This is a genomic window from Kitasatospora sp. NPDC057518 (assembly GCF_042802075.1).
Classification (GTDB): Bacteria; Actinomycetota; Actinomycetes; order Streptomycetales; family Streptomycetaceae; genus Kitasatospora.
In genome coordinates this window covers 1-24,243 of the sequence record NZ_JBHVEU010000086.1, presented here as the reverse complement: position 1 = coordinate 24,243, position 24,243 = coordinate 1, and the positions used below count along the sequence as shown (strand labels likewise).

At 71.0% G+C, this 24,243-nt stretch carries 25 protein-coding genes and 1 pseudogene; 11 read left to right on the top strand and 15 right to left on the bottom strand.

Translation table 11 applies throughout. The features are described from left to right. Positions 1-27: 27 nt before the first annotated feature. Positions 28-1,395 (bottom strand): diaminopimelate decarboxylase, encoded by a 1,368-nt coding sequence (lysA, locus tag ACFU7Z_RS11995; protein ID WP_380777437.1) that lies wholly within the window; start codon positions 1,393-1,395, stop codon positions 28-30. Positions 1,396-1,447: 52 nt separating this feature from the next. Next, positions 1,448-1,621, bottom strand: a complete 174-nt coding sequence (locus ACFU7Z_RS11990; RefSeq protein WP_375874815.1) for a hypothetical protein — start codon at positions 1,619-1,621, stop codon at positions 1,448-1,450. Positions 1,622-1,935: 314 nt separating this feature from the next. On the opposite strand from ACFU7Z_RS11990, the gene kdpB reads away from it, so the two are divergent. Together kdpB and ACFU7Z_RS11980 are read left to right on the top strand one after the other, a co-directional pair. Continuing rightward, a complete protein-coding gene (kdpB, locus tag ACFU7Z_RS11985; protein ID WP_380777436.1) occupies positions 1,936-4,122 on the top strand; it encodes a potassium-transporting ATPase subunit KdpB in 2,187 nt (728 codons plus the stop codon). Positions 4,123-4,311: 189 nt separating this feature from the next. Further along, positions 4,312-4,797, top strand: coding sequence for a universal stress protein (locus tag ACFU7Z_RS11980; RefSeq protein ID WP_049650056.1), 486 nt, complete (start codon positions 4,312-4,314; stop codon positions 4,795-4,797). A gap of 37 nt (positions 4,798-4,834) precedes the next feature. Here the strand turns inward: ACFU7Z_RS11980 and ACFU7Z_RS11975 are convergent, their stop codons facing one another. Next, complete coding sequence (locus tag ACFU7Z_RS11975) at positions 4,835-6,001, bottom strand: alpha/beta hydrolase (RefSeq protein ID WP_380777435.1); 1,167 nt, start codon at positions 5,999-6,001, stop codon at positions 4,835-4,837. A gap of 505 nt (positions 6,002-6,506) precedes the next feature. On the opposite strand from ACFU7Z_RS11975, the gene ACFU7Z_RS11970 reads away from it, so the two are divergent. Then, a complete protein-coding gene (locus ACFU7Z_RS11970; RefSeq protein WP_117487037.1) occupies positions 6,507-6,971 on the top strand; it encodes a hypothetical protein in 465 nt (154 codons plus the stop codon). On the opposite strand, the gene ACFU7Z_RS11965 is transcribed toward ACFU7Z_RS11970, so the two are convergent. The 6 genes from ACFU7Z_RS11965 to ACFU7Z_RS11940 form a co-directional block, all read right to left on the bottom strand. After that, entirely contained in the window at positions 6,959-7,582 is a 624-nt protein-coding gene (locus tag ACFU7Z_RS11965; RefSeq protein WP_380742944.1) for a hypothetical protein, read from the bottom strand. The two genes, ACFU7Z_RS11970 and ACFU7Z_RS11965, sit on opposite strands and share 13 nt — an antisense overlap. Before the next feature lie 91 nt (positions 7,583-7,673). Continuing rightward, positions 7,674-11,474, bottom strand: a complete 3,801-nt coding sequence (locus ACFU7Z_RS11960) for a hypothetical protein (protein WP_074002516.1) — start codon at positions 11,472-11,474, stop codon at positions 7,674-7,676. Between the two features lie 55 nt (positions 11,475-11,529). Next, the gene (locus ACFU7Z_RS11955; protein WP_241852880.1) at positions 11,530-11,934 is read right to left on the bottom strand and encodes a cupredoxin domain-containing protein; all 405 of its coding nucleotides are present in this window, start codon (positions 11,932-11,934) and stop codon (positions 11,530-11,532) included. Next, positions 11,934-12,389, bottom strand: coding sequence for a hypothetical protein (locus ACFU7Z_RS11950; RefSeq protein ID WP_074002515.1), 456 nt, complete (start codon positions 12,387-12,389; stop codon positions 11,934-11,936). The genes ACFU7Z_RS11955 and ACFU7Z_RS11950 overlap by 1 nt, the downstream gene beginning before the upstream one ends. Positions 12,390-12,721: 332 nt before the next feature. Further along, positions 12,722-12,919 carry a DUF397 domain-containing protein gene (locus ACFU7Z_RS11945; protein ID WP_074002514.1) on the bottom strand — a complete coding sequence of 66 codons (198 nt, stop codon included), beginning with the start codon at positions 12,917-12,919 and terminating at the stop codon, positions 12,722-12,724. A 13-nt stretch (positions 12,920-12,932) separates the two neighbouring features. After that, on the bottom strand, positions 12,933-13,784 hold the full coding sequence (locus tag ACFU7Z_RS11940; protein WP_074002513.1) for a helix-turn-helix transcriptional regulator: 852 nt from the start codon (positions 13,782-13,784) through the stop codon (positions 12,933-12,935). Positions 13,785-13,973: 189 nt separating this feature from the next. On the opposite strand from ACFU7Z_RS11940, the gene ACFU7Z_RS11935 reads away from it, so the two are divergent. Further along, a complete protein-coding gene (locus ACFU7Z_RS11935) occupies positions 13,974-14,318 on the top strand; it encodes a hypothetical protein (protein WP_074002512.1) in 345 nt (114 codons plus the stop codon). A 19-nt stretch (positions 14,319-14,337) separates the two neighbouring features. Here the strand turns inward: ACFU7Z_RS11935 and ACFU7Z_RS11930 are convergent, their stop codons facing one another. After that, positions 14,338-15,219, bottom strand: a complete 882-nt coding sequence (locus tag ACFU7Z_RS11930; RefSeq protein ID WP_074002511.1) for an alpha/beta fold hydrolase — start codon at positions 15,217-15,219, stop codon at positions 14,338-14,340. A gap of 56 nt (positions 15,220-15,275) precedes the next feature. Between ACFU7Z_RS11930 and ACFU7Z_RS11925 the strand changes: the two genes are divergently transcribed. The 3 genes from ACFU7Z_RS11925 to ACFU7Z_RS11915 all read left to right on the top strand — a co-directional run bounded on the left by ACFU7Z_RS11925 (position 15,276) and on the right by ACFU7Z_RS11915 (position 16,789). Further along, complete coding sequence (locus tag ACFU7Z_RS11925; protein ID WP_380777434.1) at positions 15,276-15,875, top strand: TetR/AcrR family transcriptional regulator; 600 nt, start codon at positions 15,276-15,278, stop codon at positions 15,873-15,875. Between the two features lie 106 nt (positions 15,876-15,981). Continuing rightward, positions 15,982-16,158 (top strand): e9imm peptide, encoded by a 177-nt coding sequence (locus ACFU7Z_RS11920; RefSeq protein WP_380777433.1) that lies wholly within the window; start codon positions 15,982-15,984, stop codon positions 16,156-16,158. Between the two features lie 112 nt (positions 16,159-16,270). Next, the gene (locus ACFU7Z_RS11915) at positions 16,271-16,789 is read left to right on the top strand and encodes a plasmid pRiA4b ORF-3 family protein (protein ID WP_380777432.1); all 519 of its coding nucleotides are present in this window, start codon (positions 16,271-16,273) and stop codon (positions 16,787-16,789) included. A gap of 262 nt (positions 16,790-17,051) precedes the next feature. Here the strand turns inward: ACFU7Z_RS11915 and ACFU7Z_RS11910 are convergent, their stop codons facing one another. Continuing rightward, positions 17,052-17,339, bottom strand: coding sequence for a barstar family protein (locus tag ACFU7Z_RS11910; protein WP_380777431.1), 288 nt, complete (start codon positions 17,337-17,339; stop codon positions 17,052-17,054). A 130-nt stretch (positions 17,340-17,469) separates the two neighbouring features. Then, positions 17,470-17,964: a hypothetical protein gene (locus ACFU7Z_RS11905; RefSeq protein WP_380777430.1), complete on the bottom strand. Its 495-nt coding sequence runs from the start codon at positions 17,962-17,964 to the stop codon at positions 17,470-17,472. 127 nt (positions 17,965-18,091) lie between these two features. Here ACFU7Z_RS11905 and ACFU7Z_RS11900 point away from each other — a divergent pair, with 127 nt between their 5' ends. Together ACFU7Z_RS11900 and ACFU7Z_RS11895 are read left to right on the top strand one after the other, a co-directional pair. Next, positions 18,092-18,478, top strand: coding sequence for a hypothetical protein (locus ACFU7Z_RS11900; RefSeq protein WP_380777429.1), 387 nt, complete (start codon positions 18,092-18,094; stop codon positions 18,476-18,478). Between the two features lie 172 nt (positions 18,479-18,650). After that, positions 18,651-19,190, top strand: a complete 540-nt coding sequence (locus tag ACFU7Z_RS11895; RefSeq protein WP_380777428.1) for a GNAT family N-acetyltransferase — start codon at positions 18,651-18,653, stop codon at positions 19,188-19,190. Between the two features lie 134 nt (positions 19,191-19,324). On the opposite strand, the gene ACFU7Z_RS11890 is transcribed toward ACFU7Z_RS11895, so the two are convergent. Next, entirely contained in the window at positions 19,325-20,242 is a 918-nt protein-coding gene (locus ACFU7Z_RS11890) for a phosphorothioated DNA-binding restriction endonuclease (RefSeq protein WP_380777427.1), read from the bottom strand. Here ACFU7Z_RS11890 and ACFU7Z_RS11885 point away from each other — a divergent pair. Both ACFU7Z_RS11885 and ACFU7Z_RS11880 read left to right on the top strand, forming a co-directional pair. Then, positions 20,241-20,830: pseudogene (locus ACFU7Z_RS11885) on the top strand (DUF5959 family protein). The gene ACFU7Z_RS11890 and the pseudogene ACFU7Z_RS11885 sit on opposite strands and share 2 nt — an antisense overlap. A 583-nt stretch (positions 20,831-21,413) precedes the next feature. Beyond that, positions 21,414-21,665, top strand: a complete 252-nt coding sequence (locus ACFU7Z_RS11880) for a hypothetical protein (RefSeq protein WP_380777426.1) — start codon at positions 21,414-21,416, stop codon at positions 21,663-21,665. 79 nt (positions 21,666-21,744) lie between these two features. Here ACFU7Z_RS11880 and ACFU7Z_RS11875 read toward each other — a convergent pair whose 3' ends face one another. Continuing rightward, complete coding sequence (locus ACFU7Z_RS11875) at positions 21,745-22,410, bottom strand: lysophospholipid acyltransferase family protein (protein WP_380777425.1); 666 nt, start codon at positions 22,408-22,410, stop codon at positions 21,745-21,747. 109 nt (positions 22,411-22,519) lie between these two features. Next, positions 22,520-24,121 (bottom strand): purple acid phosphatase family protein, encoded by a 1,602-nt coding sequence (locus ACFU7Z_RS11870; protein WP_380777424.1) that lies wholly within the window; start codon positions 24,119-24,121, stop codon positions 22,520-22,522. Positions 24,122-24,243: the final 122 nt, after the last annotated feature.

Genomic DNA, 24,243 nt, shown 5'->3' with positions numbered 1-24,243 from the left:
GACTTCCCACGCGGCCGCCGTCCGCCGTCAGCGGCCGACCTCGCGCAGGCGGAAGTCCTCGACCGTCTCGCGCCGGATCAGCAGGCGGGCCCGGCCGTCCTTCACCGCGACCACGGCCGGGCGGCCGACCAGGTTGTAGCCGGACGCCATGGACAGCTGGTAGGCGCCGGCCGCCGGCATCGCCAGCAGGTCGCCGGGGCGTAGGTCGGCGGGCAGTACGGCGTCGCGGACGAGCACGTCCCCGGCCTCGCAGTGGCGGCCGACCACGTCGACCCGCGTCTCCCCCGCCTCCGAGCGGCGGCCGACCAGCCGCACCGTGTACGGCGATCCGTAGAGGGCCGGGCGCGGGTTGTCGCTCATGCCGCCGTCCACCGCGACGAAGCAGCGGCCGTCCGCCGTGTGCTTGACGGACAGCACCCGGTAGACCGCCACGGCGGCCGGTCCGGCGATCGCGCGGCCGGGTTCGACGATCAGCCGGGGCACGTCCAGGTCGGCCTCGGCGCAGCGCACCGCCAGCCGGTCGGTGACCCGGACGGCGAACTCGGCGAGGTCCAACTCCTCGTCCCCGGGCAGGTACCTGATGCCGTGGCCGCCGCCGAGGTCCAGTTCGGGCAGTTCGACGCCGTGCCGGTCCCGGGTCTCGGCGAGCAGCCGCACCACCGCGTCCACCGCCTCCAGGTACGGCTCGACCGAGGTGATCTGCGAGCCCAGGTGGCAGTGCAGGCCCGCCAGTTCGAGCCCCGGCTGGTCGAGCACCCGGGCGATCGCGTCGGCCGCGTCGCCGCCCTCGACAGGGAAGCCGAACTTCTGCCCGCCGACCCCGGTCCGCACCGCCGCGTGGTGCCCGGCGGCGATCCCCGGGACGATCCGGACCAGCACCTTCTGCGGCGTGTCGGCGGCCACCAGGGCGGCCAGCCGCGCGATCTCCGCCGGGCCGTCGATGACGATCCGCCCGACCCGCAGCCGCCGCGCCAGCCGCAGTTCCTCCGGGGACTTGGCGTTGCCGTGCAGCAGGATCCGCTGCGCCGGGAAGCCGGCCGAGACCGCCAGCCACAGCTCGCCGGACGAGCAGACGTCCAGGCCCAGCCCCTCCTGCTCCACCCAGTCGGCCATCGCGCTGCAGAGGAAGGCCTTGGCCGCGTACAGCACCTCGGCGTGCGGCAGCGCCCGCCGGTACGCCCGGGCCCGCCCCCGGACCTCGGCCTCGTCCAGCACGTACAGCGGGGTGCCGAACCGCTCGGCGGCCTCGGCCAGTCCGACCCCGCCGATCAGCAGATCGGCTCCCCGGCCGGGCCGCGCCGTGGCCGGCCAGGGGCCGCCGAGCACGTCGGCGGAGACGGCTCCAGGGGCGGTCCCGGGGGTGGTGGGGACGGGCGGGGCGATGAGCTGGGTCATGGCGGCTGCTCCTCTGGGTGGGCGCGTGGGCGGCGGGACGCCCTGACGGGTGTCAGTCCTCGTAGTGCATCGCGAAGCGGCAGTTCGCCGGGCGGGTGCGGTCCCGGTCGGCGGCCGGGGACGGTTCCGGCGGCTCGGGGCGGTCCCGGCGCCAGGCGGCGGGCACGAGGCGGACCGTCCGCTCCAGCGGCTCGTCGACGTCGATGACGGCGGTGACAGTGGTCATGGCGGGGTCCCTCCAGACGGCGGCCCGGGCGGCCGCACCCCTCCAGTGGAGACCCTCCGCACACCGACCGCACCCGCCCTTGACGCAGGGCGTACGGCCCGGGGCCCGTCCTTGACGCCTTCCTGACAGCCGTCCGGCGGTCGGCCGGCGGCGGTGTCAGAGCTCCGTCAAGGACGGGGGTTTCGCCGCCAATCCTGTGTCAAGAGCGGCATGTCCCCCGGTTCTCCGGTGGTGGGCTGTCCGCCGTCCCCGCAGCCCCACCCGAACCCGCCGCCCCCGACGAACCGGGGCGGCCCGGAAGGTCCCCCGAGACGATGCGCCGTTCGGCCCTCACCACCCCGGACAACACCCCCGACCAGCAGAACTGGTTCCGCCGCCCGGAGCGCACCGCGGCCCCCGCGCCCGAGCCGCCGCCGAGCCACCGGCCCACCTCGCCGGGCGGCCGCCGCCGGCTGATCACCCGCCGCCAGCTGGCCGAGGCGCTGCCCGCCGCCGTCCGCAAGCTCCACCCGCGCACCATGATGCGCAACCCGGTGATGCTGGTGGTGGAGACGGGCTCCGCGCTCACCACGATCAGCGCCGTCCTCCACCCGGGCGTCTTCGCCTGGGTGATCTCCTTCTGGCTCTGGCTGACCGTGCTGTTCGCCAACCTCGCCGAGGCCGTCGCGGAGAGCCGCGGCAAGGCGCAGGCCGAGTCGCTGCGCCGCGCCCAGTCCGCCACCACCGCCCGGCGGCTGCTGCACTGGCGGGTCGGCACCCGGGACCACCGCCACGAGGTCATCCCCGCCGAGCAGTTGATGGTGCACGACATCGTGCTCGTCCCGGCCGGCGAGGTGGTCCCGCGGGACGGCGAGGTGGTCGAGGGCGTCGCCACGGTCGACGAGTCGGCGATCACCGGGGAGTCGGCACCCGTCATCCGCGAGTCCGGCGGTGACCGCACCGGCGTCACCGGCGGTACCAGGGTGCTCTCCGACCACCTGGTCGTCCGGGTCACCTCCCGCCCCGGGCAGAGCTTCGTGGACCGGATGATCGCCCTGGTCGAGGGCGCCGACCGGCAGAAGACGCCGAACGAGATCGCGCTCAACATCCTGCTGGCCTCGCTGACCATCGTCTTCCTGCTCTCGGTGGTCTCGCTCCAGCCGATGGCCGTCTACGCGCACGCGCCCCAGACCACCATCGTGCTGGTCGCGTTGATGGTCGCGCTGATCCCGACCACGATCGGCGCGCTGCTCTCCGCGATCGGCATCGCCGGGATGGACCGGCTGGTGCAGCGCAACGTGGTCGCCCTCTCCGGCCGGGCGGTGGAGGCCGCCGGGGACGTGGACGTGCTGCTGCTCGACAAGACCGGCACCATCACCCACGGCAACCGACGGGCCGTCGCCCTGCATCCGCTGCCCGGGGCGACCACCGAACAGCTCGCCGAGGCCGCCCAGTTGGCCTCCGTCGCGGACGAGACACCGGAGGGGCGGTCACTGGTCGAACTGACGAACCGTCAGTACTGGGTGCCGCCGCGCTCCCCCGGCGAACTCGGCGAGCAGCAGCCCGTACCGTTCACCGCCCACAGCCGGATGAGCGGCGTCGACCTCACCTGGCCGGACGGCACCACCTGCCTGGTCCGCAAGGGCGCGGCGAACGCCGTCGCCCGCTGGGTCGCGGACTCCGGCGGGCGACTGCCGGCGGAGGCCGAACCGCTGGTGGACCGGATCGCCGGGACCGGCGGCACCCCGCTGCTGGTCGCCGTCCACGACCGGCACGGCGCACGGGCGTTGGGCGTGGTCGAGCTCAAGGACGTGGTGAAGGAGGGCATCGCCGAACGCTTCGCCGAGCTGCGGCGGATGGGCATCCGTACCGTCATGGTCACCGGGGACAACCCGCTGACCGCGCGCGCCATCGCCGCCGAGGCCGGGGTGGACGACTTCCTCGCCGAGGCCACCCCGGAGGACAAGCTCGCCCACCTGCGGCGCGAACAGGCCGCCGGGAACATGGTCGCGATGACCGGCGACGGCACCAACGACGCCCCCGCCCTCGCCCAGGCCGACGTCGGCGTCGCGATGAACTCCGGCACCCCGGCCGCCAAGGAGGCCGGCAACATGGTCGACCTCGACTCCAATCCGGCGAAGCTGATCGAGATCGTCCGGGTGGGCAAGCAACTCCTCATCACCCGGGGTGCGTTGACCACCTTCTCGATCACCAACGACGTGGCCAAGTTCTTCGCGATCATCCCCGCGATGTTCGCGAACGCCTACCCCGGGCTGCACCACCTCAACATCATGGAGCTGCACAGCCCCACCTCGGCGATCGCCTCCGCGATCATCTTCAACGCGCTGATCATCGTCGCCCTGATCCCGCTCGCCCTGCGCGGCGTGCGCTACCAGCCGGCCTCCGCGACCGACCTGCTCCGGCGCAACCTGCGGGTGTACGGACTGGGCGGGCTGGTGCTGCCGTTCCTCGGCATCAAGGCGATCGACCTGATCGTCCAGTTCGTCCCGGGGCTGGGCTGAGCGATCGGCCGGGGGATCCCGACCGGCCCGTCAGAGCGCTGTCAAAATGTGGGCGACCTGCGTCATGGTGGTGTCAGCGGCGGTACGGACGGCTCCGTTCCGGGGTTCACTGGAGACATCCGAAGCAAGGAGTTCCGAACCGGCGGAGCCCGATGGAGAGAGCCGCCGGAGAGACGGAGGCGAACGGCCATGACCGGGACCACCCGAGTGATCGTCGGCCTGAGCGGATCACTGAGCAGTCTGGCCGCCCTCTACCACGCCGTCGGCGAGGCGGCCCGGCACCAGGCGGTGCTGGTGCCCGTGGCCGCCTGGGCCGCCAACGAGCGGGACGGCCTACGGCCGCTCTCCGAACTCGAGCACGCCGCCCGGCGACGCCTCGACGTCGCCTTCGACCAGGCCTACGGCGGCTACCCGTCCGACCTGGTCATCCACCCGCTGGTGGTCAACGCCGAGCCCGGCCCCGCCCTGGTCGGCGCCGTCACCGGCCCGGCGGACCTGCTCGTCCTCGGCGCCGCCACCCGCCGCCGCCTGGACCGCCTGCGGCACGGCTCGGTCGCCCGCCACTGCCGCCACCGGGCCGGCTGCCGGGTGGTCGAGGTCTCGCCCTCGGCCCTCCTCACCCGCCTCGAACTCCCGGCCCGCACCGGCGCGCCGCTCCCCCTGCTGGCCCGCTGACAGATCGTCACCGGCCTTCTGCTGACGCCCACTTGCGCTACTCCGGGACGCGCAGGTGGGCGCTCAGCCAGCCGAGGGCGGGCGGGATGAGCCGGCCCCAGGTGGTGAAGTTGTGGCCGCCGGTGTCGACCGCCTCCTGGTCGACCACCAGCGGCGGACGGGCCGCCGCCGCGAAGGCGCTGGAGTCGGCGTAGGTGCTGCCGTCCTCCTTGCTGTCCGCGAGCAGCACCGCCAGGGGCGGCATCGGCAGGTGGGCCAGGCGCCAGTCGAGGTCGGCCTCGGCGCGGCGCCGCGGGTCGCCCGCGAAGAGGTCGCCCGTCGTGACGTCCTCCGCCGCCTTGAAGTAGCCGGAGAGCGAGACGGCCGCCGGGAAGGTCCGCGGGTGCTCCATGCCCAGCTTGACCGCGCAGTAGCCGCCGGTCGAGTCGCCGACGATCCCCAGGCTGCCGGTGCCGTCCAGCACCCGGTAGGAGGCCCGCAGGTCGGCGGGCACGTCGGTGGTGAAGTAGCGCTGCGCCTGCGGCCCGTTCGGGATGTCCTCGCACTCGCTGTCCCGGGGCATGGTCGGCGAGGGCCGCATCAGCACCAGGACGGTCGGCTGCATCGACCCCTTGCGCAGCAGGTCGAGTTCGGCCGCCGGGTAGCGCAGCTTGGTGACCAGGTTGGCGGCGTCGCCGGGGAAGCCGGTCAGCACCAGCACGGCCGGGAAGTGCCGTGCCTCGCCGCCGGGTTGGAAGTACTGCGGCGGCAGGTAGACGTAGCCGTCGGAGCTCAGCCCGGTGGTCGCCCCGGGCAGCCGCACCCGGTCGAGCCGCCCGATCCGGGCCGGATCGCGGCCGACCGCCCCCGCGCCGGTGATCTCCGCCGGACCGAGCACCTGCACGCCGGCCGCGCCCGCACCGGTGCCGCTGCCCGCCGCCGTACCACCGCCCCCCGTACCACCGCCCGTCCCCCGGATCACCCCCGCGCCGTGCTCGCGCCCCAGCAGGTCGGACCAGCTGCTGTAGAACACGAAGTAGTCGTTGACGGCGAGCCCCAGCGTGACCAGCAGGGCCAGCTGGGTGACGGCGATGGTGCCGAGCCGCAGGAACATCGCGGGCCAGCTCCGGACGGCCAGCCGGGGCCAGACCCACAGCGTGCCGAGCACCGTGAACACCGCGAGCAGCGCCGTCAGCGCCAGCAGCTTGTGGTTGGTGAGCCCCATCGGCCCCGACCTCCCCTACCGCCGTGAATCCCGGCCGCGGAACCCGGCCGCGGAACCCGGCGCTGTGGAACCCTGCCGCGAAGGCCGGCCGTGGAAGCGGAGCTCCGTACTCAAAGTAGCCGGTCGGACACCTCCGGGCACGCCACCGCGAGCCCGGGTTCCGCAACTTCGACAAGCCTGTCGAAGTTGGCATGCCCAGGCTATGCTGACCCGAAGCCCGCCCCTGGTCGGGCCCCTCGCCCCGTCGACGCACGCACCGCCCTGGTGCGCCCGACCGGAAGGAGGTGCGGTCGCAGCCTCCGCCAGACGGCCCACCCGGCCGGCCCTTCCCGATCGGCCAACAAGCCGTCCACATCGCCTTCTTGACGGTCCGTCAATTCTCATCCGCGATTTCACCGCCTGAACCGTGACGCGTGCCCCGGGCCGCCCACCGCCCGTTGTACGGAAGGTGAATCGCCGCGCCCGCCCGAAACCCCCGGCCGCCCCGCCGAGGAAGAGGTTCCGCATGACGACGTCCCGGACCCACCCGCGCCCCGCCGAAGCCGCGGTGCTGCTCACCGTGCTCGGCCTGCTCGTCCTGGAGGAGATCGCCCTCGGCATGGCCGAGGAGGAGGACCGCCCCGTCATCGGCGGCATCCTGATCGGCGCCTCCGGCACCGGCCTCCTGGTGGTCGGCGCGGTCCTGCTCAGCCGCTGGATCGACCTCCGCCGCCCACTCCCGCTACCCCCACCCGGCCCCAACGGCCGCGAGTACAGCGCCCGCGCCCTCGAAGGCTTCCCGATGGAGGCCGTCCGCCCCATACTGCTCGCCGAGAACGCCCCCCAGCTCGGCCACCTGTACTCCGCCTGGATGCTCGCCCGGGCCGGCCGCCCCGCCCCCTGGATCGCCCGCCGCCTGGCCATCCCCCCGGACGCCGCCCAGCTCCTCGTCGACGCCGCCCGCACGGCGAGACTCGATCAGCGCCGCTGACCAGGCGCCGCACTCGCCTGCGCCACCAGGTACGGCACCAGCCCGCGCTCCGCCAGCGCCGACCGCCAGGCATCCCGCGCCAGCACCAGCTCCCCCGGCCCGTCCGCCGCCTCCCCGGCCTCCGGCCCCCTAGACCGGGCCGCCCCCAGCAACCCCAGCCCGCCCACCAGCAGACTCACCGCACCCGCCCCGGCCGACACCCACCCGGCGTCCACCAGCGCGTGCGCCAGCACCTCCATGTCCTCGACCAGCCCCAGCACGGAACCCAGCAGCAGGAAGACCACCGCCGCCCCCACCGCGATGATCGGCACCACCACCCCCAGCACCCCCCACCACCCCGACGCCCGCTCCCTGGCCGGCACGTCCACCGGCAGCCGCGCCACCGCATCGGCATCCGCCCGCAACGCCGCGTACCGCTCGTACTCCGGCGCCGCCGCGGCCAGCACGAACTCCGCGTTCTCCCGCGCCGTCCGCCGCAACCGCTCCACCCCCCGGGCCTCCTCCCCACTCGCCCGCAACGCCGCCCGCACCTCCGGCGCCGAGAGCGCCCGCCCGAGCTCCGTCTCGAAGTCCGCCCGATCCTGCTGCGGCAGCCGAAGCGGCCTGTCCATGCTCGTCCCCGATCGCCGTGCGTAATGTTCTACAGAACTGTAGAACAAGGAGGCACGTTGCAGCAGCCCTGTTCACGGGTGGATTCGGTGCTCAGGAGGGGTCGGCCATGGGCACCCGGGCGAGGGCTGCACGGATCAGTTCGGCCGCGCCGAGGGCCTTGATACCCCACTGGTGGTACCACTCGGTGATCTGTGCCATCCGCTGTCCTGTCTTCAGCGAGTGCTTCAACAGACCGGCCAGGGTGACTTCCTCGATCCACGGCGTTCCGATCGACCACGATCGCGATCGGTCGAGGAGGTCGAACGCCTGGTCCGACGTAACCCCCGCCGGCAGGTCGTCGCTGGAGGGAACGATCCCGCGAGACCTCAGATGGCGAGCCAGCTCTCCGGGATGACGCTGAAGCCTGCGGGCGGCCATGATCAAGCGAGCGAACGGCACAGGATCACCCACCCGCAGGTCACTCCAGTCCATGACGCTGTCGCGCGCGAAGAGTTCCTCGTCCAATCGGGTGAGACTCTCCGGCAAGGCGATCGGAACGTCCAGACCGTAGGCCCGACACCGCTCAATGACCTCCCACAGTGAGGAATTCCTCGACGCCACCAAGGCGAAGAGCCGCTCAAAGGTTAGGTCGGCCGCATCATGCCAATGCGGACCCCCATCCTGGAACAACTCGAGATCCGCGACACAGGCATCCTCCGGGACGCGTGACACGGTGAACCCGGCTGCCTCAAGAACCTCCGCGGCCCGCTCCACCGTGATTCCCAGATCCCGCACCGCGCGCAGGAGATGATCCGGCGGCACCATTTCCGATCGTTCCAGCCAAGGACCAGTGTCCTCAAGTTCCCAACTCAACAGTGCCACAGTCTCGTCGGAGGGAATTGGCGGCAGACCAGTCGTGTCCGCCTCAAGGCCGTAGTTCGCCATCGCCACACAGACCTGGTCAATCGGAATCCCCAACACCCGGCCGGCTTTGACCAGATGCCCTGGCGGCACCGCGCCTCCCGGCTTGGGCCCGTCCCAGCGGGCGCCTTTCCCCGACCGCTTCCAGAGGAAGACGGGGTCGGTGTCGACGGCTACAGCGAGATCCACGATCTCGGGATCAAGCTCCCAGCCCGAGCCGAACAACACATCCGCCGCCTCCTTTACCGAAATCCCGTTTCGATCCGCCATGGCCAACAACTCACTGACGGCCACGGACGGATAGTCGGAGACCTGCCGGAGACTCAAACCGCGACGACGAAGAATACCTAACTCAAAAGCCCTGGCGTGAGCGCTCTCAGGAGTGACACCGAGATTCCGCGCAATTTCCGAGATCGACCTCTCATTCAGGTACGAGGGGGCCCACATCCTTTGTCCGAAGTTCTGGTGCCTTGGTGCCAACACGGCGATATCGGACGGCATCGCCGGACGCACTGCCTGGGCTGCGGGCAACTCTGGGCAGAGGCTCGCCAGTTCCGGGACCGAATCGTCCAGCCCGTGAGCCAACATTCTCCAGAGCAGAACGTGATCAGGCACGTTGCCCAGAATCGTCCCGCTGGCGAAGTCATCCAGATTTTCGAACCACTTCAGAATTCCGGCATCCGCCAGGAAGCAACCCGTACGACGGGTTTCGTACTCGATCCCGAGGAACTCAAACCCATGGCCCTGCCGGATGGCCTCGGCGGCCACCAGATCGGCAAGGTGGCAGTTCCCCTCCGTCACCTGATGGATCCACTCCATGCTCAGCACAGCCGATCCGCTCACGAACTCACCCACTGCTGCCACCAACAGTTCCCGGACCGTCTCCGATAGGTCACTGATGACGCGCCGGCGATCAACGGACAACTTCTTCGATGACAGCTTTCCAGTGAGGTTCACAACAGCGCCGGACAATCCGCGCGGCGAGACGACCCCGCGAACGACCTCCGGCTCGACCACCAGCCCGTCCACCAGCAGGGCCCCGCCGTGCTCGCACCACGTCACCTGCGCGCCCTCCGGGGCACCCGACCAGGACATCATCCGGCCCCAGGCGCTGAAGCCGAAGGACTCGCCCTGAGGCGCCTTCCGCGTTTTCAGAAGCCCCGGCTCCCAAGCGACTTCCCGGTCCCCGTGCAGCGCCGAAACCGAGAACTCCGCGACGGCTAGGAGACGTTCGAGGACATCCACACACGACCACGACTCGGCCATCTCAATGTCATCCCGCAGGTACAGCCGTACGATGGTGCCCGGATCACGGCCCTGCTCCGACCGTTTGGCGATGCGGAAGAGGTGGCTCGGGCCGTAAATGGACACATCCAGTTGCGGACCCAACTGACCCGAGGCGTCCAGGCGGCAGGTGGTGACCTGGATCTCGTCGGCGAGCATGAAGTAGCTCAGGACGCCGATGCCGAATCGGCTGTTCGGATACAGCTCGACGGGCGGGTCGACCTTGCGCCACTCGGCGCGTTCGAGCTTGAAGTCCAGCTGCTCCGCGAAGCGGGCGCCGGCGTTGGAGAAGACGCCCCTCAGCTCCTCCTCCCCCATGCCGACGCCGTTGTCCTGGCACTCCAGGTAGGCGCGGCCGTTCTCGTCCACGCCCTGGCGGAACTCGATACGACCGTCGTAGGTGAAGGTCGCGATGGGGTTGGTGCGGTCCAGGTACTCCGTGCGGGCGCGGCGGTAGCGGCAGGCATCGAGGGCGTTCTGGTAGAGCTCACGGACGGCCAGATCTCGGTCGCGGTAGAGCTCTACGCCCATCAGTAGGCTGCGCACCCTCCGTTCATCCATGCGGAAGCGGGCCCAGCCGGTGAAGGCGCCGGCGGCGGGGGCGGTTTCGTCCGAGGCGAGACGAGTGGGAAGTGGGTGTGTGGTGAGGACCCGGCGGACGGCGTGGAGGAGTTCGTCGGCCCGGGCGGTGTACTCGCGCAGTCCTTCGACTACCGCCTCGTGGTGGCACTCGGCGCGCAGTACCGGCAGGTCGTAGGAGCCGCCCCACGCGGCCTCGTCCAACGTTCGGCGCAGGTCGGTGAGGTCGACCTCGTACGGGATGCCGAGGTGTTCGGCCACGATCTCGGGCAGGGCGGTCATCTCGATGGCGGTCCCGTACGCCAGCGCGAGCAGCAGGGCCAACCTGGGCTCCCGGACGTGCTGTTCGCCGGGGGCTCGCAGGTGGTCGTCGGCGCTGAGGCTTGCCAGGTAGTCGCGGTTGCCGACGTCAGGGCCCCGACGGAGACCGTGCAGCAGGGCGCAGACGCGCTTGAGGGCGAAGGTCTCGCCGAGGTCGGCGAGCATCGGCAACTGGTCGATGATCTCCTGGACGCCCTCGGGGTCGGCGAGGTCTTCGTGCTGGTCGAGCCAGCGATGGAAGAGCCACCAACCGAGCGTGGCGGCAGAGGCGGGTCGGGTTCGGGTGCGGCCCACGAGCAGGTCGTATGACTCGATGAACTGCTCGTACGCGGCCCGGTCGACGTCGGGTTCGGGCGAGGGCGCGAGATCGGTCGGATTGATAGCGGACCTCGCCGCAGCCAGACGCAGCGCACGGACCCGGTAGAGGAGCGGCAGCACAACCAATAGCGCGGCCTCGGCCGGGTACAGGTCGAGCCGATCGTCGCCGAGCAGCCAGTCGACCCGTGAAGCGAAGCGCACCGCGATCCCGGGGTCCTGCCACGGGTCTTCGGCGAGCACCGTCTCGTCCCGCAGTCGGGCCAGTTCACCGACGGCCTTCAGGACGACGCACCGGTACGGCTCGACGTCCCGGTCCTCCCGGACGTGCCTCCAGACCCGCGACTCGGCAGCGGCCCGTACCCACGCGTCGGCCCCTTCCGGTACGGCCGAGGGCTGGCTCCCGCCCACGTAGACAGCCCCGATGTGCCCGGCCTGCACGACCGGGCCGTTCGTCGTGCCGCTCATCGTGTTCGACGTGCTGTCGACCATCCCTCGTACCCTCCCCGTCCCCATGTGCAGGGGACGAGCGTAGGGCAATAGCCCCTCACGCCACGGTCAGAATCCCGCGCATGAAGTGGTGGAACGTACAGAGGTACGAGTACCCGCCCGGCTGGGTGGGAGCGGTGAGTGTCGCGCTGCCGCCCGGGGCGATCGGGCCGGTGTCGAAGGTGCCGTCCTGGGCGGTGAGGGTGTGGGCGGTGGTGCCGGTGTTGGTCACGGTGACCGCCGTGCCCGGGCGGAGGGTGAAGTCGGCCGGCTCGAAGGAGAAGTCGCGGATCGTCACCGTCCCCGTGAAGGGGCTGGGCGACGGCGGGGCCGTGGATGGCGACGACGGCGCGACGGTACTGCTGGTCTCCTCCGGGCCCGGCACCATGAACGAGCTGACGCAGCCGGTCAGTACGGGGCCCGCGGCGAGCAGGAGGGTCGAGGCCCGGAGGAGGGTCCGCATCAGTTGGGGGTGGCGAGCAGCCTGGCCCGCTTGGAGTCGGCGGCGGCCGACGGGGTGGCGCCGATGTTGGAGACGGTGGTGGTGAGGATGGCGTCGACATCCGGGATCCAGTTGGTGGTCTTGGACTGGACGAGGACCTTCCGTGTCTGCGGCGTGCCGTCGCAGATCACGTCCGCCTCCGCGGTCCGGCTGGAGCCGAAGGCGACGGCGGTGTTGTCCTCCGGGTCTCTCTGTTCGACGGAGACGGTGAGCGAACGGGCCTCGTCCGCGATCGAGCAGAGGTACTCGACCTGTACCCGGACCCGGCCGGGGAGCTTGGGGTCGATGACGGCGTCGCCGAGGGTGACGGTGGTGGGGACCGGCTCGTCGGCACGGGCCGGTACGGCGGCCCCCGCGGCGCCGGTGAGGCCGGTGAGGGCCGAGGTGAGTACCGTCAGGATGATCCACCGCTGCACTGAAACCTCCGGTCTGAGGACGTATGGGCGTACGAACGCATTGCGGCCGACGTTAACCGGCCGGAGATCCACCCGCGCGCCCAACCGTCCGAACGTCATACCAACAGCCCAGCGCCCCGTCCGCTGCCCTCCCCAGCCGGTCCCAACCGCCCCCACCCGACCCTCGCCCGCCTGGTCCTGCGGCGCTACGACGAGGCCCGGACGGCCGGCCCCGCCCGTTGGTGGGGGTTCGTTGTCGCCGTGGCCTACTTCTCCCGCACGCAAGGGGAATGACGCCGGCCCGTGCCCCGGGACACCTGGGGCACGGGCCGGAAGGGTGCACTCCGCGCAGGTCACGTCGTCAGGTGGTCGAACTCCCCGGCCTTGACGCCGCACAGGAGCGCGCCGAGCGCGCCCGGCGAAGTGGCGAGGACGGTGTCGGGGTCATCGCTCTCACGAATCCGGACAGTGGCGTCGGCAACTGCTGAGACGTAGATGCAGTTGGCGGTGTCGCCGCTGAACGAGGACTTCTGCCAGCTCTGAACGGCCATGGTTCTTCCCGTCTCACATGCTCTGGGCGGTACGGCGGATCAGGTCGCGGGACGCGTCGGGCTTGAGCGCACTCGCCTCCAGCCGATCCAATACGGCTCGATACTTGATCAGCTGCGGCTCGGTGTCAATGAACTCGAATCGGTCCCCATCGACCTGGACACTGTCCAACCGCGCGACCTCTGCTGCGAAGTACACGATCCCGGCACCGGAACTGGGGTAGCTACCGGTGCCGAACGGGATGACACGAAGATCGATGTGCGGGTGCTCACTCATGGTCAACAGATATTCGAGCTGATCACGGGTAACCTTGCGGCCCCCGAAACCCATCCGCAAGGCCGTCTCATGGACGACGGCCGACAGCGGCATCGGACGGTCACCGAAGAGCACCGCCTGTCGCTTGATGCGGTGGGATACCAGGTGCTCCACTTCGGGCGGGGACAACGGCGGGACTACGTCCCGGAACAGGGCACGAGCATGCTCAGGGGTCTGGAGAAGACCAGGGATGTGAACCACTGAGACGATCCGCATCGTCTGCGTGTGGTGTTCGAGTTCCGCCAGGTCGAGCGCGCCGGCCGGGAGGATCTCGCGGTACTCCTCCCACCAGCCGCGCGTGCGGCCGCCGGTCATGTGCGTCAGCGCCTCGATCAGGGCGTCGTCCGCGCAGCCGTAGAGACGCGCCAGGGTCCGTACGCGATCCGCGCTCACCGGGTACCCGCCGGATTCGATGTTGCTGATGCGGGACTGCGGGGTGCCGTGCAGTTCCCCGGCTCGTGTGACCGAGAGTCCCGCCTGCTCGCGCAACCGGCGCAGCTCCGCGCCGAGTCGCCGCTGCCGGATGCTCGGCGGAGTCTTGCTGGGCGGCATCCGCTGTCTCCTCGCTCTCGACCGCCGTCGTCGGCGCCCGTCACCCATGGGAGTGGTAGTGATACAGATTCCTCAAAGGCGGTGGACTACATACTACCGACTGGCTACTTTTGACCCTGCGTCATGGATGCCCGCTGCCGGCGGTGACAGCAGTGCGGCGTCCAACTCCCCTACATGTAGGAGACTTCCATGAGCACTACGCCCTCGCCAAACTCCCGCCCGGCCACGCTCCGCCCGCCGGTCGAACCGACCTTCGACCAGGAGCTGTGCGGGCTCGTGCTCGACACCGCACCCCGGCTGTTCGCCGTCGTCCAGGTGTGCGGCGAGAACGCCGACGGGTGGGTCGCGGCCTGGGGGCTCGCCGACTCGGACGGCCGGAGCCACGTGATCAGCATCAATGGGCGGACGCGGATGACCCTCCCCTCGCCCGAGCGGGCCGTGCGCCACTTCTCCGGACGGCCGGGCATCACCGCCCGGCTGATCTGGCTCTCCCCACCGAAGGCCGCCACCGTGAGCCGCGCCGCTGCGGCCTGAACCTCCCCCGTACCTCCCCCTACCCGCGCTCGACGAAGGCCAGCAGGCGCTCGTTGACCAGCTCGGGCTGCTCCAGATTGAGTCCGTGTCCGGCCTTCTCGACAACCTCCGCCCGCACGCCCGGGATCAGGCGGGTGACCCGCTCCACCACCTGGCGCGGCCTCAGCAGCGCGCTGCGCCTGCCCACCAGCACCAGCACCGGCAGCTCGATCGACGCCAACTCCCCGTCCGTGAACGGCCGGGCCGGCGGGCGGCTGCCCGGCTTGTAGCTCCGCATGGCGAGCATCAGCGGTGCGATCATCTCGCGCGGCGCGCTCAGTGCCGGGTTGGCCAGCAGCCGGCCGACCGCCGGGCGCAGCGGGCGCGGGGCGAGCATGCCGAACAGGCCGCCGACCATGTGGGCGTAGAACCGCGCGGGGACCTTCTCGATCCCGCCCGGGTCGAGCGGTGCGACCGAGGCCAGCCGCTCGGGCGCGTGGATCGCCTGGTTGAGCGCCAGCCAGCCGCCGTACGACACCCCCACCAGGTGGACCCGCCCCAACCCGAGGCCGGCCAGCACCTCCCCGAGCCAGGCCGCGTTCTCCTCCGACCCGGCTGCGACGGCGCGTTGCACGCTGCGGCCCGGGTCGTCCAGGGTGTCGATCGCGTAGACAGGGTGCCGCTCGCCGAGCGCCGCGATCTGCGGGTACCAGTTGGACGGGTGCCCGGCGTGGCCGTGCAGCAGCACGATCGGCTCGCCGGTCGTCGCGCCGTAGCGGTGGACGTGGACGCTCCCGTACGCGGTCTCGATGTCGAGTTCCCGGCGCGGGCCCGGCCAGAGTTCCATCGCCCGGTCGTACGCCTCAAGGAACTTCGCCCGAGCCGGCTCGCTGACGAAGTGTCCGACGCTGGTCCTGGTCATGATCCCTCCCTGTTTGATGGTATGGTTGTACCACAAAAAGATCCGGAAGGAACCCGATGCCGAAGCTGGTGGATCACGAGGAGCGGCGGGCCCACATCATCGACGCCCTGCTCCGCTCGGCGGCGAACAGCGGCCTGCACTCCGTCACCATGCGGTCGGTGGCCATCGAGGCCGGCGTCTCAGTGCGCCTCGTGCAGTACTACTTCGACACCAAGGAGCAGTTGCTGCTCGCCGCCATGACCCGGCTGACGGCCCGCATGGGCGAACGCGTCCAGCGGCGCGTCCGCGCGAGCGGGGCCACCGACCCGCGCGGCATCATCGAAGCCGTCCTGCTCGAAGCCGTCCCCACCGACGAGGAGAGCCGGGCCTTCCACCTCATCCACACCGAGTACGCGGTGCTCTCCGTCACCGATCCGGCCCTCGGCGGGCCCCGGTTCCTCGCCGCACCCAACGAGATGGAGGCCTTCCTCACCGCCCAGCTGACCGCCGCCCAACAGGCCGGAACCGCCGACCCGCAGCTGGACCCCCGCCAGGAGGCCGTCGTCCTCCTCGCCGTCTCCGCCGGCCTCGGCCTCAGCGTCCTCCTCGGCCAGCGAACGGCGGAGGCCGCCACCACCGTCCTGCGCTACCACCTCGGGCGGCTCTTCCCCGGCTAGGACTTGCCCGGTCGATCACGTGACTCACTAGACTCCCCTCATCCCGGAGGGGGTGGCTGAAGCAGTGATGACTCATGAGTCGGCCATTGCGATGGTGCAGAGGATCATGGATGGGGACTGCTACGACGACGCCGAGATCGACCGCACGCTGGAGGCCCTGGACAGGGGCCTTGGCTGTCCGAGTGGCTACGTCAGCGACTTGATCTACTCGGCCGACGGGCCGGAGCCGACAGCGGCCGAGGTCGTCGAACTGGCCCTGGCCCACCGCCCGTTCGCGCTGTGAGAACGACAACCGCTCGGACCTGCTTCAGCCAGTGCAGCGCATTGTCACACGGGCGGGTGGGCCGACGGCCGACGCCCGTACGGGAACCGGTGCCGCTGGCAGGATGGCGGCCATGTCGAACACCAGGCGCGTGAAGCCGCCCACCCGTTCCCGGACCGCCCCGGGAACGTCCGTCCACACGATCAAGGTCACCCTGTCCGGCTCCAAGCCCCCGATCTGGCGTCGCCTGCAGGTGCCGTCGGGCACGGATCTGCGGCGGCTGCACGACCTGGTCCAGGCCGCGTTCGGCTGGGAGGACTACCACATGTGGGCCTTCGAGACCGGGCGGGAACGGTACGGCGTCACCGATCGGGACCTGGGGATCCGCGACGCGACGGCGATGCGCCTCGACCAGATCGCCCCCGGCGTCGGCACGCGGTTCCGCTACATCTACGACTTCGGCGACAACTGGGAGCACGACATCCTCGTCGAGGCCGTAGGAGACGCCGAACCCGGTGTCTCCTACCCGCACTGCCTCACCGGCCGACAGGCCGGCCCGCCCGAGGACTGCGGCGGGATCTGGGGATACGAGTACCTCGTCGAGGTTCTCACCGACCCCGGCCACGAAGAACACGAGGAACGACTCGAATAGCTCGGCCTCGACTCGGCCGACCAGTTCGACCCCGCCGCGTTCGACCCAGCCGAGATCAACACCGCCCTGGCCGACTACACGGCCGTACTCATCCACGACTGAAACCGGACCGCGCCCAGCCGATCGCGCCCCCAACCCCGCCGGGGGCGATCAAGACCCTCGCAGGATCAACGCGGTGCTGCACCGGTAGTGCTTTGTCAGGTCAGTGCTGGTCTTGGCCTGGGTCAAAGCACTACAGGAGCCTGACTCTTCGGCGGGTTGGTCAGTGGACGACGAGCCGGTTCTGCTCTCCGTCGAAGATTTCGGCCAGGACGCCGGCGTCCCTCCGGTGCCCTTCGAAGAGACCCCGCCGGTCGACGTGCACGACCAGGATGTCGTGGCTGTCGATCACCTCGGAGATGCCCCGGGTCTCGATCGTGTCCGACCACGCGTTCAGGTTCCGACCGAACCACTCCGGCAGCCCGCAGGGCTCGCTCACCTCGTCCCAGAAGTCGTTCAGTGTCTCGATCCGCCGACCGCGCAGGTCGACTATCAGCTCGCTGTCCATCATCCCAGCAGGGTAGCGAGCCGACTGCCGGCCAAGAGACACACTCCGACCGAGGAAGCCTCGAGAGTGCTACCGGCCGACGGTGATCGACGGCTGCCCGACGACTGCCGGACCGACCCTGTCGACGCGGTCGTCAGAAGTAGCCGAAGAAGCGGTCCGACCAGGTGGGCCGCTGAATGTACGAGGGCAGTCGGCTCGGCCCGTCGTAGTCGCTCTCCAGTAGTTCCTCGGCCACCACGACATAGCCGAGTTCGACCAGCGCCCGGTTGACCCTGGCGAGGTCCGCGCTGTCCAGCTCGCCCTCGGCCTGGGCTTCCTCCGTCCCGAGGAAGGCGCCCGGGTTGTCGGCGCAGACCAGCGCCAGTGAGCCGAACTTGCTGACGCAGACGACGATCCGGGTTCCGCAGACGGTCGCGTCCCCGGGAACGACGACCCGTCCGTACTCGCTGGAGTCCTGGGCGTCCTGCTCGGCCGGGCAGGGAGCAGCGAAGTCGCCTTCGAGCCGAGCCACCAGAGCACCGAAGCGAACCGCGGTCCCGCGACGGTCGTAGCGCTGCGGCCACTCCAGCCACGCCGGATCGTCGAGCTCGCGCAGCAGCGCCGGCAGGTCCGCTTCACTCTCGGTCATGCGCTCATCCTGGCGCGGCAGCCACCCGCGGAACAGTCCGGGGCACCGGCACACTCACCGCCCCCCGACCTCACCCGCCCAGATTCAGTAGCATCAGGGATTCCGATCGTGAAGGAGTGCCGACCGCGTGAGACTCGTCAGCGACCCCGTGTACGGCGAAGTGGATCTGACGGCGTCGGCGGAGGAGCTGAACCGTCTGGCGAGCGCGGTGGCCGAGGGCAAGGGGCTTCTCGGCTCTACCCCCTCGCCGGACGCCGACGCCCTGGCGGGAATCGAGGTGAAGGGGACCGCCGGCCCGGGTGTCCTTGTCCATCTGGACTCCGAGCGGCAGTTCCTCGTGATCAGCGGTGACTCCGCCGGCCGGGCGGTACTCGCGGACGGCCTGCGCGGCATGGCTTCCGCCGAGGACGGCGGCCACCTCCACATCGACTACTTTCCCGGGCACTTCTACCTTGCCGAGGGCTCACTGCCGCTGGTGGTCAACAGTCCGCATGGAGGCATGCCGACCCGCTGAACCGGCCGTTGGTTGTCTGTGGTGACCGAGGATCCGACCAGCGGGATGCCCGCCGGGGCGGTGGTCGCTTCGTCAGTCTAGGAGCCGGCCGAGCAGTCCCCTCCTGAGCGGCGGTAGCGGTCCCGGAGAAAATGGATTGCCTTGGGGGCGGCGCTCACGTTGGCTGGGCAGCATGGCTGAACTGCGTACCGATCGCCTCGTGCTCCGTCGATGGCAAGACTCCGACCTTGAACCGTGGGCGGCTATGAATGCCGATCCTGAGGTTCGGGAGCACTTGGGCGACCTGCTCACCCGTGAACGGAGCGATGCCTCCGTGGCGCGGTTCCAGGCCGAGTTCGACCGGCGAGGCTACGGATGGTGGGCGGTTCAAGTGCAGGCCACCGGCGAGTTCATCGGCTTCGCGGGCTTGGACCAGGTGGATGATGACATGCCGTTCACGGGGGTAGAGATCGGTTGGAGGCTCGCTCGCTCGGCCTGGGGCCAGGGTTACGCCACCGAGGCCGCCCTGGCTGGTCTTGCCTTCGGCTTCGAAACGCTTGAACTCCCCGAGATTCTTGCAGTGACGACTGCTACCAACATCCGTTCCCAAGCAGTGATGCGCCGGATCGGCATGACCCGCGACCCGGCTGACGATTTCGACGACCCCGCCGCGCCCGAAGGGCCACTGCGTCCGAACGTGCTGTACCGAATCGCGCGTGGTGTGAGGGCCTGACGCTCTCCCTCCTGGTCGGTCGACCTGCGCACGCGGACAGGCTCAGCCACCACACCCCCGACGGTCGCATCGGACGTCTCCGGACATCCAACCGCTCGAACCGCCGATCCGGCGAACCTTCCCGGTCAGTACGACTAGACCAAGGCCCCCTGCTCCGCGGGCTGGCGCGGGACGCCGTGGAACACCTGGCGCGTGTGCCACTGCCGGTGGCGGTCGGCGACCGGGGGGCGGCCGGGCTGGGGGCCGATGAGCGGGCGGCCGGAGAGTGCGAGCACGTGGCGGCGGCTGGCCTCGCTGCGGCCGACGAAGCGGTCGGAGACCAGGATGCGATGGCCCCCGCCGAGGCCCAACACGCCCTTGTCGAAGAGCTTGTGGTGCAGTGAGCACAGGCACAGGCCGTTGTCGACCTCGTCCGGCCCGTCGTGCGACCACCAGCGCACGTGCGCGGCCTCCAGTCCGACCGGGCTCGCCCCGAGGGCGCCGTCGTAGCCGCAGAAGGCGCACTGGAACTCGTAGGCGGTGAGTATCAGTTCACGCATCCGCCGGTCGCGCTGCCGCCGGGCCGCGGCCTCGGGCCCGCCCACGGCCCCGGTCTCGGCCCGCTCCAGGTCGAGGCCGACCGCCTCGCAGAGGTCGGCGTGCAGGGACGTCGGGAAGTGGGCGTCCAGCAGCACCCGGGCCATCCGGCCCAGCAGGGCCGGCTCCTCGCCGAGCGCGGCCCGCAGCGCGGGCGCGAGCCTGCCGGCGGCCCCGCTCGCCCGGAGGACCCCGACCCCGCTGCCGGGACTCCCCGGCCCTTGGTCGGTGCGGACCTCCCACACCCCGTCGCTGACCAGGTGGTGGAACGGGTAGGCGGGGGTCGTCGGACGCGGCGGCCCGTACTCGACGAGCAGCCGCTTCAGCTCCTCCTCGACCGCGCTGTACCGCAGTTCACCGCCCGCGTCCCGCTGGTACCCGCCGAGCGCGTAGAGCAGCAGCAACGGCTTGTGCGGCGCACGCTCGCCGCCCTTCGTCCAGCGCCTCAGCCGCGCCACCCGATCGAGCCAGTCCATGCCGGCCAGCGTAGTTCGCGGCACGGCGAAGGGATCACCCGGGCCGACGGGTCTGCCCCCGGCTCCCCGAGCCGGTCGAGGTCACTCCGGCCGGAATGCGCTGGCCTCGAGCGTGACGGGTGAGCCACGATGCCCTCTCGTGCCGGTTGAACGGGGGAGAGTCATGGCCGAGGTGGCTCCGATGGATCTTGTCGTTCTCGCTGACGATGAGGGCAACGGCGTCGGGGTCACCGTCCTGGGTCGGCACCCGCGATGGTCCGGCGGGCTTGCGGCCGAGATCGCCGTGGCGACGCCCTTCGTGAGTGGGCGCATCGACCTGGTGCTGTCGGCCTCGAAGTTGGAGGAGTGGGGCCTGGCCCTGGACAGGCTCGATGCCAGGACATCGAGTGGATGGAGATGGACAGCGGACCGTCCGTCTTCATCCAGCTCACCGGTGAGCGCGGGTGCCCCGAGGTGGTTGTCGAGGACGAGTCGGGCTCGATGGTCACCGTGCGGGTTCCGATCGACCTGCCGGAAGGGTGGATCGCGGACCACCGCGAACGCCTCCGGAACCTGCTGGACTCCTGGAGCCCGATCCCGTCAGTGTAGGGATGGCAACGGCCCGGCCTGCTGTCGGCCGGAGGCGAACTGGTCGTACTGGTCGAGGAGTTCGGACGTCGCGGCTTGGTCCGGCGCGACATCCAGGGCTGCGACGAGGTGGTGGCGCGGCGGGCAGGGCCGGATCGAAGGATCGGTGGAATTTTTTTCCGGATCGACCGGATGCCAACCACCCAGCGGCGGCAGGCATTGTCGGCATGCCATCCAAAAGTGCCCACGAGAGCGGCCCGTCCCGCAAAGTTCGGACTTGCGGGCTGGAACGGCGTCGAAATGTGGTGCGCTTCTTTCTGTGGCGATTTCACGAATTCGCAGGTGGAGATGTGTGCTCCGTAGACGAAACCATGGCTCTGACCTGCGGAGATCAGCAATAATTTATATCAATCTGCACTACTCCAACGGCCCGCACAGGACCGTCGCTTCGGAATCAGGAGGCGGTCCACACCCTGCCCGAGCGTGGGTATCCTCGTCACCGGACCCGCAGACGGGCATGAAATGGGCGCCGCTCCCTCGCCGGAACGGCGCCCGTATGCCTCATCGGGTTCGAAATCCGTTATCCGATCCGGAAGGCATTGCCATGTTCTCACAGGAAACACCCGCACCGACCCCGTCCCGGTCCCGGCGGCTGCACCTGCGGGTGACCGCCGGCGGTCTCGGCAGCCTGGCGACGGCGGTCGACCTGGGCCTCGGGTGGCGTCTCGTCCGGGCCGGGATGGGCGCGCCCCAGGCCGGGGCGATCTGCTTCGGCCTCCTGGCCGTCCCAGCGTTGGTGGCGCTGACCGCCGTCCTGTGGTCCGCCGACCGACTGGAGGCCTCGCCCCGGAGCTGACCGGGCGAGGACGGTCCGGGCACCCAGTAAATTTACTGGGTGCTCTGACTACCCTCGCCCGGAGGGGAGTTTTCACGGATCACATGATCCGTGACCTACCCCGCCCGCCGCACCGCCGCTGCGCCGTACGCCAGGCGGCGGTGACGGCCCGGTGGGCGGCGGCGGTGGCCTCGGGGATGTCGCCGGGCAGGTGGAGCGGGGCGCCGAGGTGGACGTGCAGGGCGGGGCGGCGTACGGGGGCGGTGGCGAGTCCGGCGAGCTGTTTGGCGGTGCCGCCCGAGCTGAGGCGGCGGGCGCCGCACTGGCCGAGCGGCACCACGGGGGCGCCGGTCGCCGCCGCGAGCCGGGCGAGCCCGGTGCGGAAGGCGCCCGGTTCCGCGTCGCGGGAGTCCCGGTGCTTGGGCAGGCCGCCCTCGCCGTAGATGAGGACGACCCGGCCGGCCGCGAGCGCCGCCGCGGCCGCGTCGAGGGCTTCGGCCGCCCGGGCCGTGCCGCGGTGGACGGGGATGTGCCCGCCGGAGCGCAGCGCTCCGCCGAGCACCGGTACCCGCCACAGCCCGGCGGTCGCCATCACCACCGGCTCGGTGCCCAGGCGGCGCAGCGCGGCCAGCACCACGCCGGGGTCGGCGGCCGAGGTGTGGTTGGCCGCGACGACGCTGCCCGGGGTGACCGGGCCCGGCGTCTCGGAGGTGACGGACAGGCGCCCGAGGACGGGCACCAGGGCGGCGGCGATCCGGCTGAGCATGGCGGGCCCTCCGTGGCCTCCGGCGTCGTGGGACCGCCATCGTCCCGGCACACCGGCCCCGCCCGCCTGAGTAGCGGTACTCAAACGGGACCGGGTGCCGGCCGCCGGGTCAGCCGCGCTGTACGGTGACCCGGTCCACGGCGGTGCCGTCCTCGGTCAGCGAGCGCACCTCCATCCGGGCGGGCCTGCCCGCGACGGCGGGGGTCACGTCGACCGCCACCAGGCAGTAGCCGGTGTACCGGACCCTGGACCAGGTGACCTTGACGGTCTGGTTGTGGCCGCTCCGGTCGGAGACCACCATCGGCACGGGCTTGTCGTTGGCGCTCTCGTGCCCGAGGTAGGTGTCGGCGGCGGGGAAGGAGTAGAGCCCGCCGCCACCGCCGCCCGCGACGACGTAGGTGGTGCCGTCCTTGACCGGGTCGACGGTGTCGCCGGAGGCGACCTTGCGGGTGGGCTTGCCGGCCCGGATGGGGTCGGTCCGCTCGTAGACGTGGTTGTGGCCGCTGAGCACCAGGTCCACCTGGTACTTGTCGAACAGCGGGGCCCAGTCCTGCTGCGCGCCGAGTTCGGCCCCGTTGTCGTGGCAGGTGGAGTACGTGCACTGGTGCAGGTAGACGACGATGAAGTCGATGCCGGTGTCGGCGCGGAGCGCGGCGAGCCGGCTCTCCAGCCACTTCTTCTGCTTGCCCTTGGTGTAGTCGAGGTTGGCGGGGGTGTTGTAGCAGACGTCGTTGCCGTCGAGGCTGATCAGGCCGACGTTCTGGTAGCGCCAGGAGTAGATGCCGGTGGACTGGCTCCAGGCGTTGTCGGGCGTGGTGAAGCGGGCGCGCATGCCGCCGTAGCCGTCGGTCCCGTACCAGGGCTCCATCTCGTGGTTGCCGATCGCCGGCATCCACGGGGTCCGCGCGGCGACGGGTTCGTTCTGCACGAAGAAGGAGTCCCACAGGCGGGCGTCGTACGCGTCGCTGGTCTTGCCGCTGCCGCCGGCGTTGGCGTAGGAGAGGTCGCCCATGTGGAGGTGGAAGGCGGGGTCGAGGCCGGCGATCAGGTTTCCGGTGGCCGCCGCGTTGTACCCGATGCCCTGGTCGCCGAAGGCGGTGAAGGTGAATCCGGCGCCGCGGCCGGGGGCGGGCGCGGTGCGGAAGCTCGCCACGTCGCCGAGCCGGGCGCCCTGGCCGGCCGGGTCGTAGCCCTGGTGGCCGACGACGTAGTAGTAGGTGGTGTCCGGGATCAGCTGGTCCAGCCGCGCGTGCAGGTAGTACTGGGTGACGGTGGTGGGCTTGACGAGGGGCTGGTCCTCGACCGGCTTCTGCCAGGAGAGCTTGCTGACCAGGGTGCGGACCTCGGCGGCGATCGGGGCGCCGTAGTCGCCGGGCTGGACGCCGATGCGGACGAACGGCGCGGTCACCGCGTCCGGCACCTGCCAGGAGACGACGACCTGCTGGGACGGGTCGGCCCCGTAGGCGAGGTGCCGGCCGAAGGGCCGCAGCGCGGACCCGGCGGTCCGCTCGCCCCGGGGCGCGGGGACGGCCGGGGCGGTGGAGGAGGTCGGGGTGACGGGGAGGGTCGGGGTGGCGAGGGCGGTCGGGCGCGGGGCCGCCAGGGCGGTGCCCGGCAGCAGCAGGCCGCCGGCCGCGAGGGCCGCTCCGCCCGCCGCGCCGGCTCGGAGGAGGTCGCGCCGGGAGTGCCGTGGGGTCTCGGTCTCGGACATGACATCAAGTTAGGAAACTTCCCTAACCTTTGACAAGAGGTCCGGCATCACCGGACGTTTTTTCGATTCCCTTTCACGGTGGGCGAGTTGGTACGACAGCGAGGGCCCGCCGCGCACCGGGC

Coding starts and splice junctions, on each gene's coding strand:
- lysA (WP_380777437.1), bottom strand. CDS start 1,395: ATGACCCAGCTCATCGCCCCGCCCGTCCCCACCACCCCCGGGACCGCC.
- ACFU7Z_RS11990 (WP_375874815.1), bottom strand. CDS start 1,621: ATGACCACTGTCACCGCCGTCATCGACGTCGACGAGCCGCTGGAGCGG.
- kdpB (WP_380777436.1), top strand. CDS start 1,936: ATGCGCCGTTCGGCCCTCACCACCCCGGACAACACCCCCGACCAGCAG.
- ACFU7Z_RS11980 (WP_049650056.1), top strand. CDS start 4,312: ATGACCGGGACCACCCGAGTGATCGTCGGCCTGAGCGGATCACTGAGC.
- ACFU7Z_RS11975 (WP_380777435.1), bottom strand. CDS start 6,001: ATGGGGCTCACCAACCACAAGCTGCTGGCGCTGACGGCGCTGCTCGCG.
- ACFU7Z_RS11970 (WP_117487037.1), top strand. CDS start 6,507: ATGACGACGTCCCGGACCCACCCGCGCCCCGCCGAAGCCGCGGTGCTG.
- ACFU7Z_RS11965 (WP_380742944.1), bottom strand. CDS start 7,582: ATGGACAGGCCGCTTCGGCTGCCGCAGCAGGATCGGGCGGACTTCGAG.
- ACFU7Z_RS11960 (WP_074002516.1), bottom strand. CDS start 11,474: ATGGTCGACAGCACGTCGAACACGATGAGCGGCACGACGAACGGCCCG.
- ACFU7Z_RS11955 (WP_241852880.1), bottom strand. CDS start 11,934: ATGCGGACCCTCCTCCGGGCCTCGACCCTCCTGCTCGCCGCGGGCCCC.
- ACFU7Z_RS11945 (WP_074002514.1), bottom strand. CDS start 12,919: ATGGCCGTTCAGAGCTGGCAGAAGTCCTCGTTCAGCGGCGACACCGCC.
- ACFU7Z_RS11940 (WP_074002513.1), bottom strand. CDS start 13,784: ATGCCGCCCAGCAAGACTCCGCCGAGCATCCGGCAGCGGCGACTCGGC.
- ACFU7Z_RS11935 (WP_074002512.1), top strand. CDS start 13,974: ATGAGCACTACGCCCTCGCCAAACTCCCGCCCGGCCACGCTCCGCCCG.
- ACFU7Z_RS11930 (WP_074002511.1), bottom strand. CDS start 15,219: ATGACCAGGACCAGCGTCGGACACTTCGTCAGCGAGCCGGCTCGGGCG.
- ACFU7Z_RS11925 (WP_380777434.1), top strand. CDS start 15,276: ATGCCGAAGCTGGTGGATCACGAGGAGCGGCGGGCCCACATCATCGAC.
- ACFU7Z_RS11920 (WP_380777433.1), top strand. CDS start 15,982: ATGGATGGGGACTGCTACGACGACGCCGAGATCGACCGCACGCTGGAG.
- ACFU7Z_RS11915 (WP_380777432.1), top strand. CDS start 16,271: ATGTCGAACACCAGGCGCGTGAAGCCGCCCACCCGTTCCCGGACCGCC.
- ACFU7Z_RS11910 (WP_380777431.1), bottom strand. CDS start 17,339: ATGATGGACAGCGAGCTGATAGTCGACCTGCGCGGTCGGCGGATCGAG.
- ACFU7Z_RS11905 (WP_380777430.1), bottom strand. CDS start 17,964: ATGACCGAGAGTGAAGCGGACCTGCCGGCGCTGCTGCGCGAGCTCGAC.
- ACFU7Z_RS11895 (WP_380777428.1), top strand. CDS start 18,651: ATGGCTGAACTGCGTACCGATCGCCTCGTGCTCCGTCGATGGCAAGAC.
- ACFU7Z_RS11890 (WP_380777427.1), bottom strand. CDS start 20,242: ATGGACTGGCTCGATCGGGTGGCGCGGCTGAGGCGCTGGACGAAGGGC.
- ACFU7Z_RS11880 (WP_380777426.1), top strand. CDS start 21,414: ATGTTCTCACAGGAAACACCCGCACCGACCCCGTCCCGGTCCCGGCGG.
- ACFU7Z_RS11875 (WP_380777425.1), bottom strand. CDS start 22,410: ATGCTCAGCCGGATCGCCGCCGCCCTGGTGCCCGTCCTCGGGCGCCTG.
- ACFU7Z_RS11870 (WP_380777424.1), bottom strand. CDS start 24,121: ATGTCCGAGACCGAGACCCCACGGCACTCCCGGCGCGACCTCCTCCGA.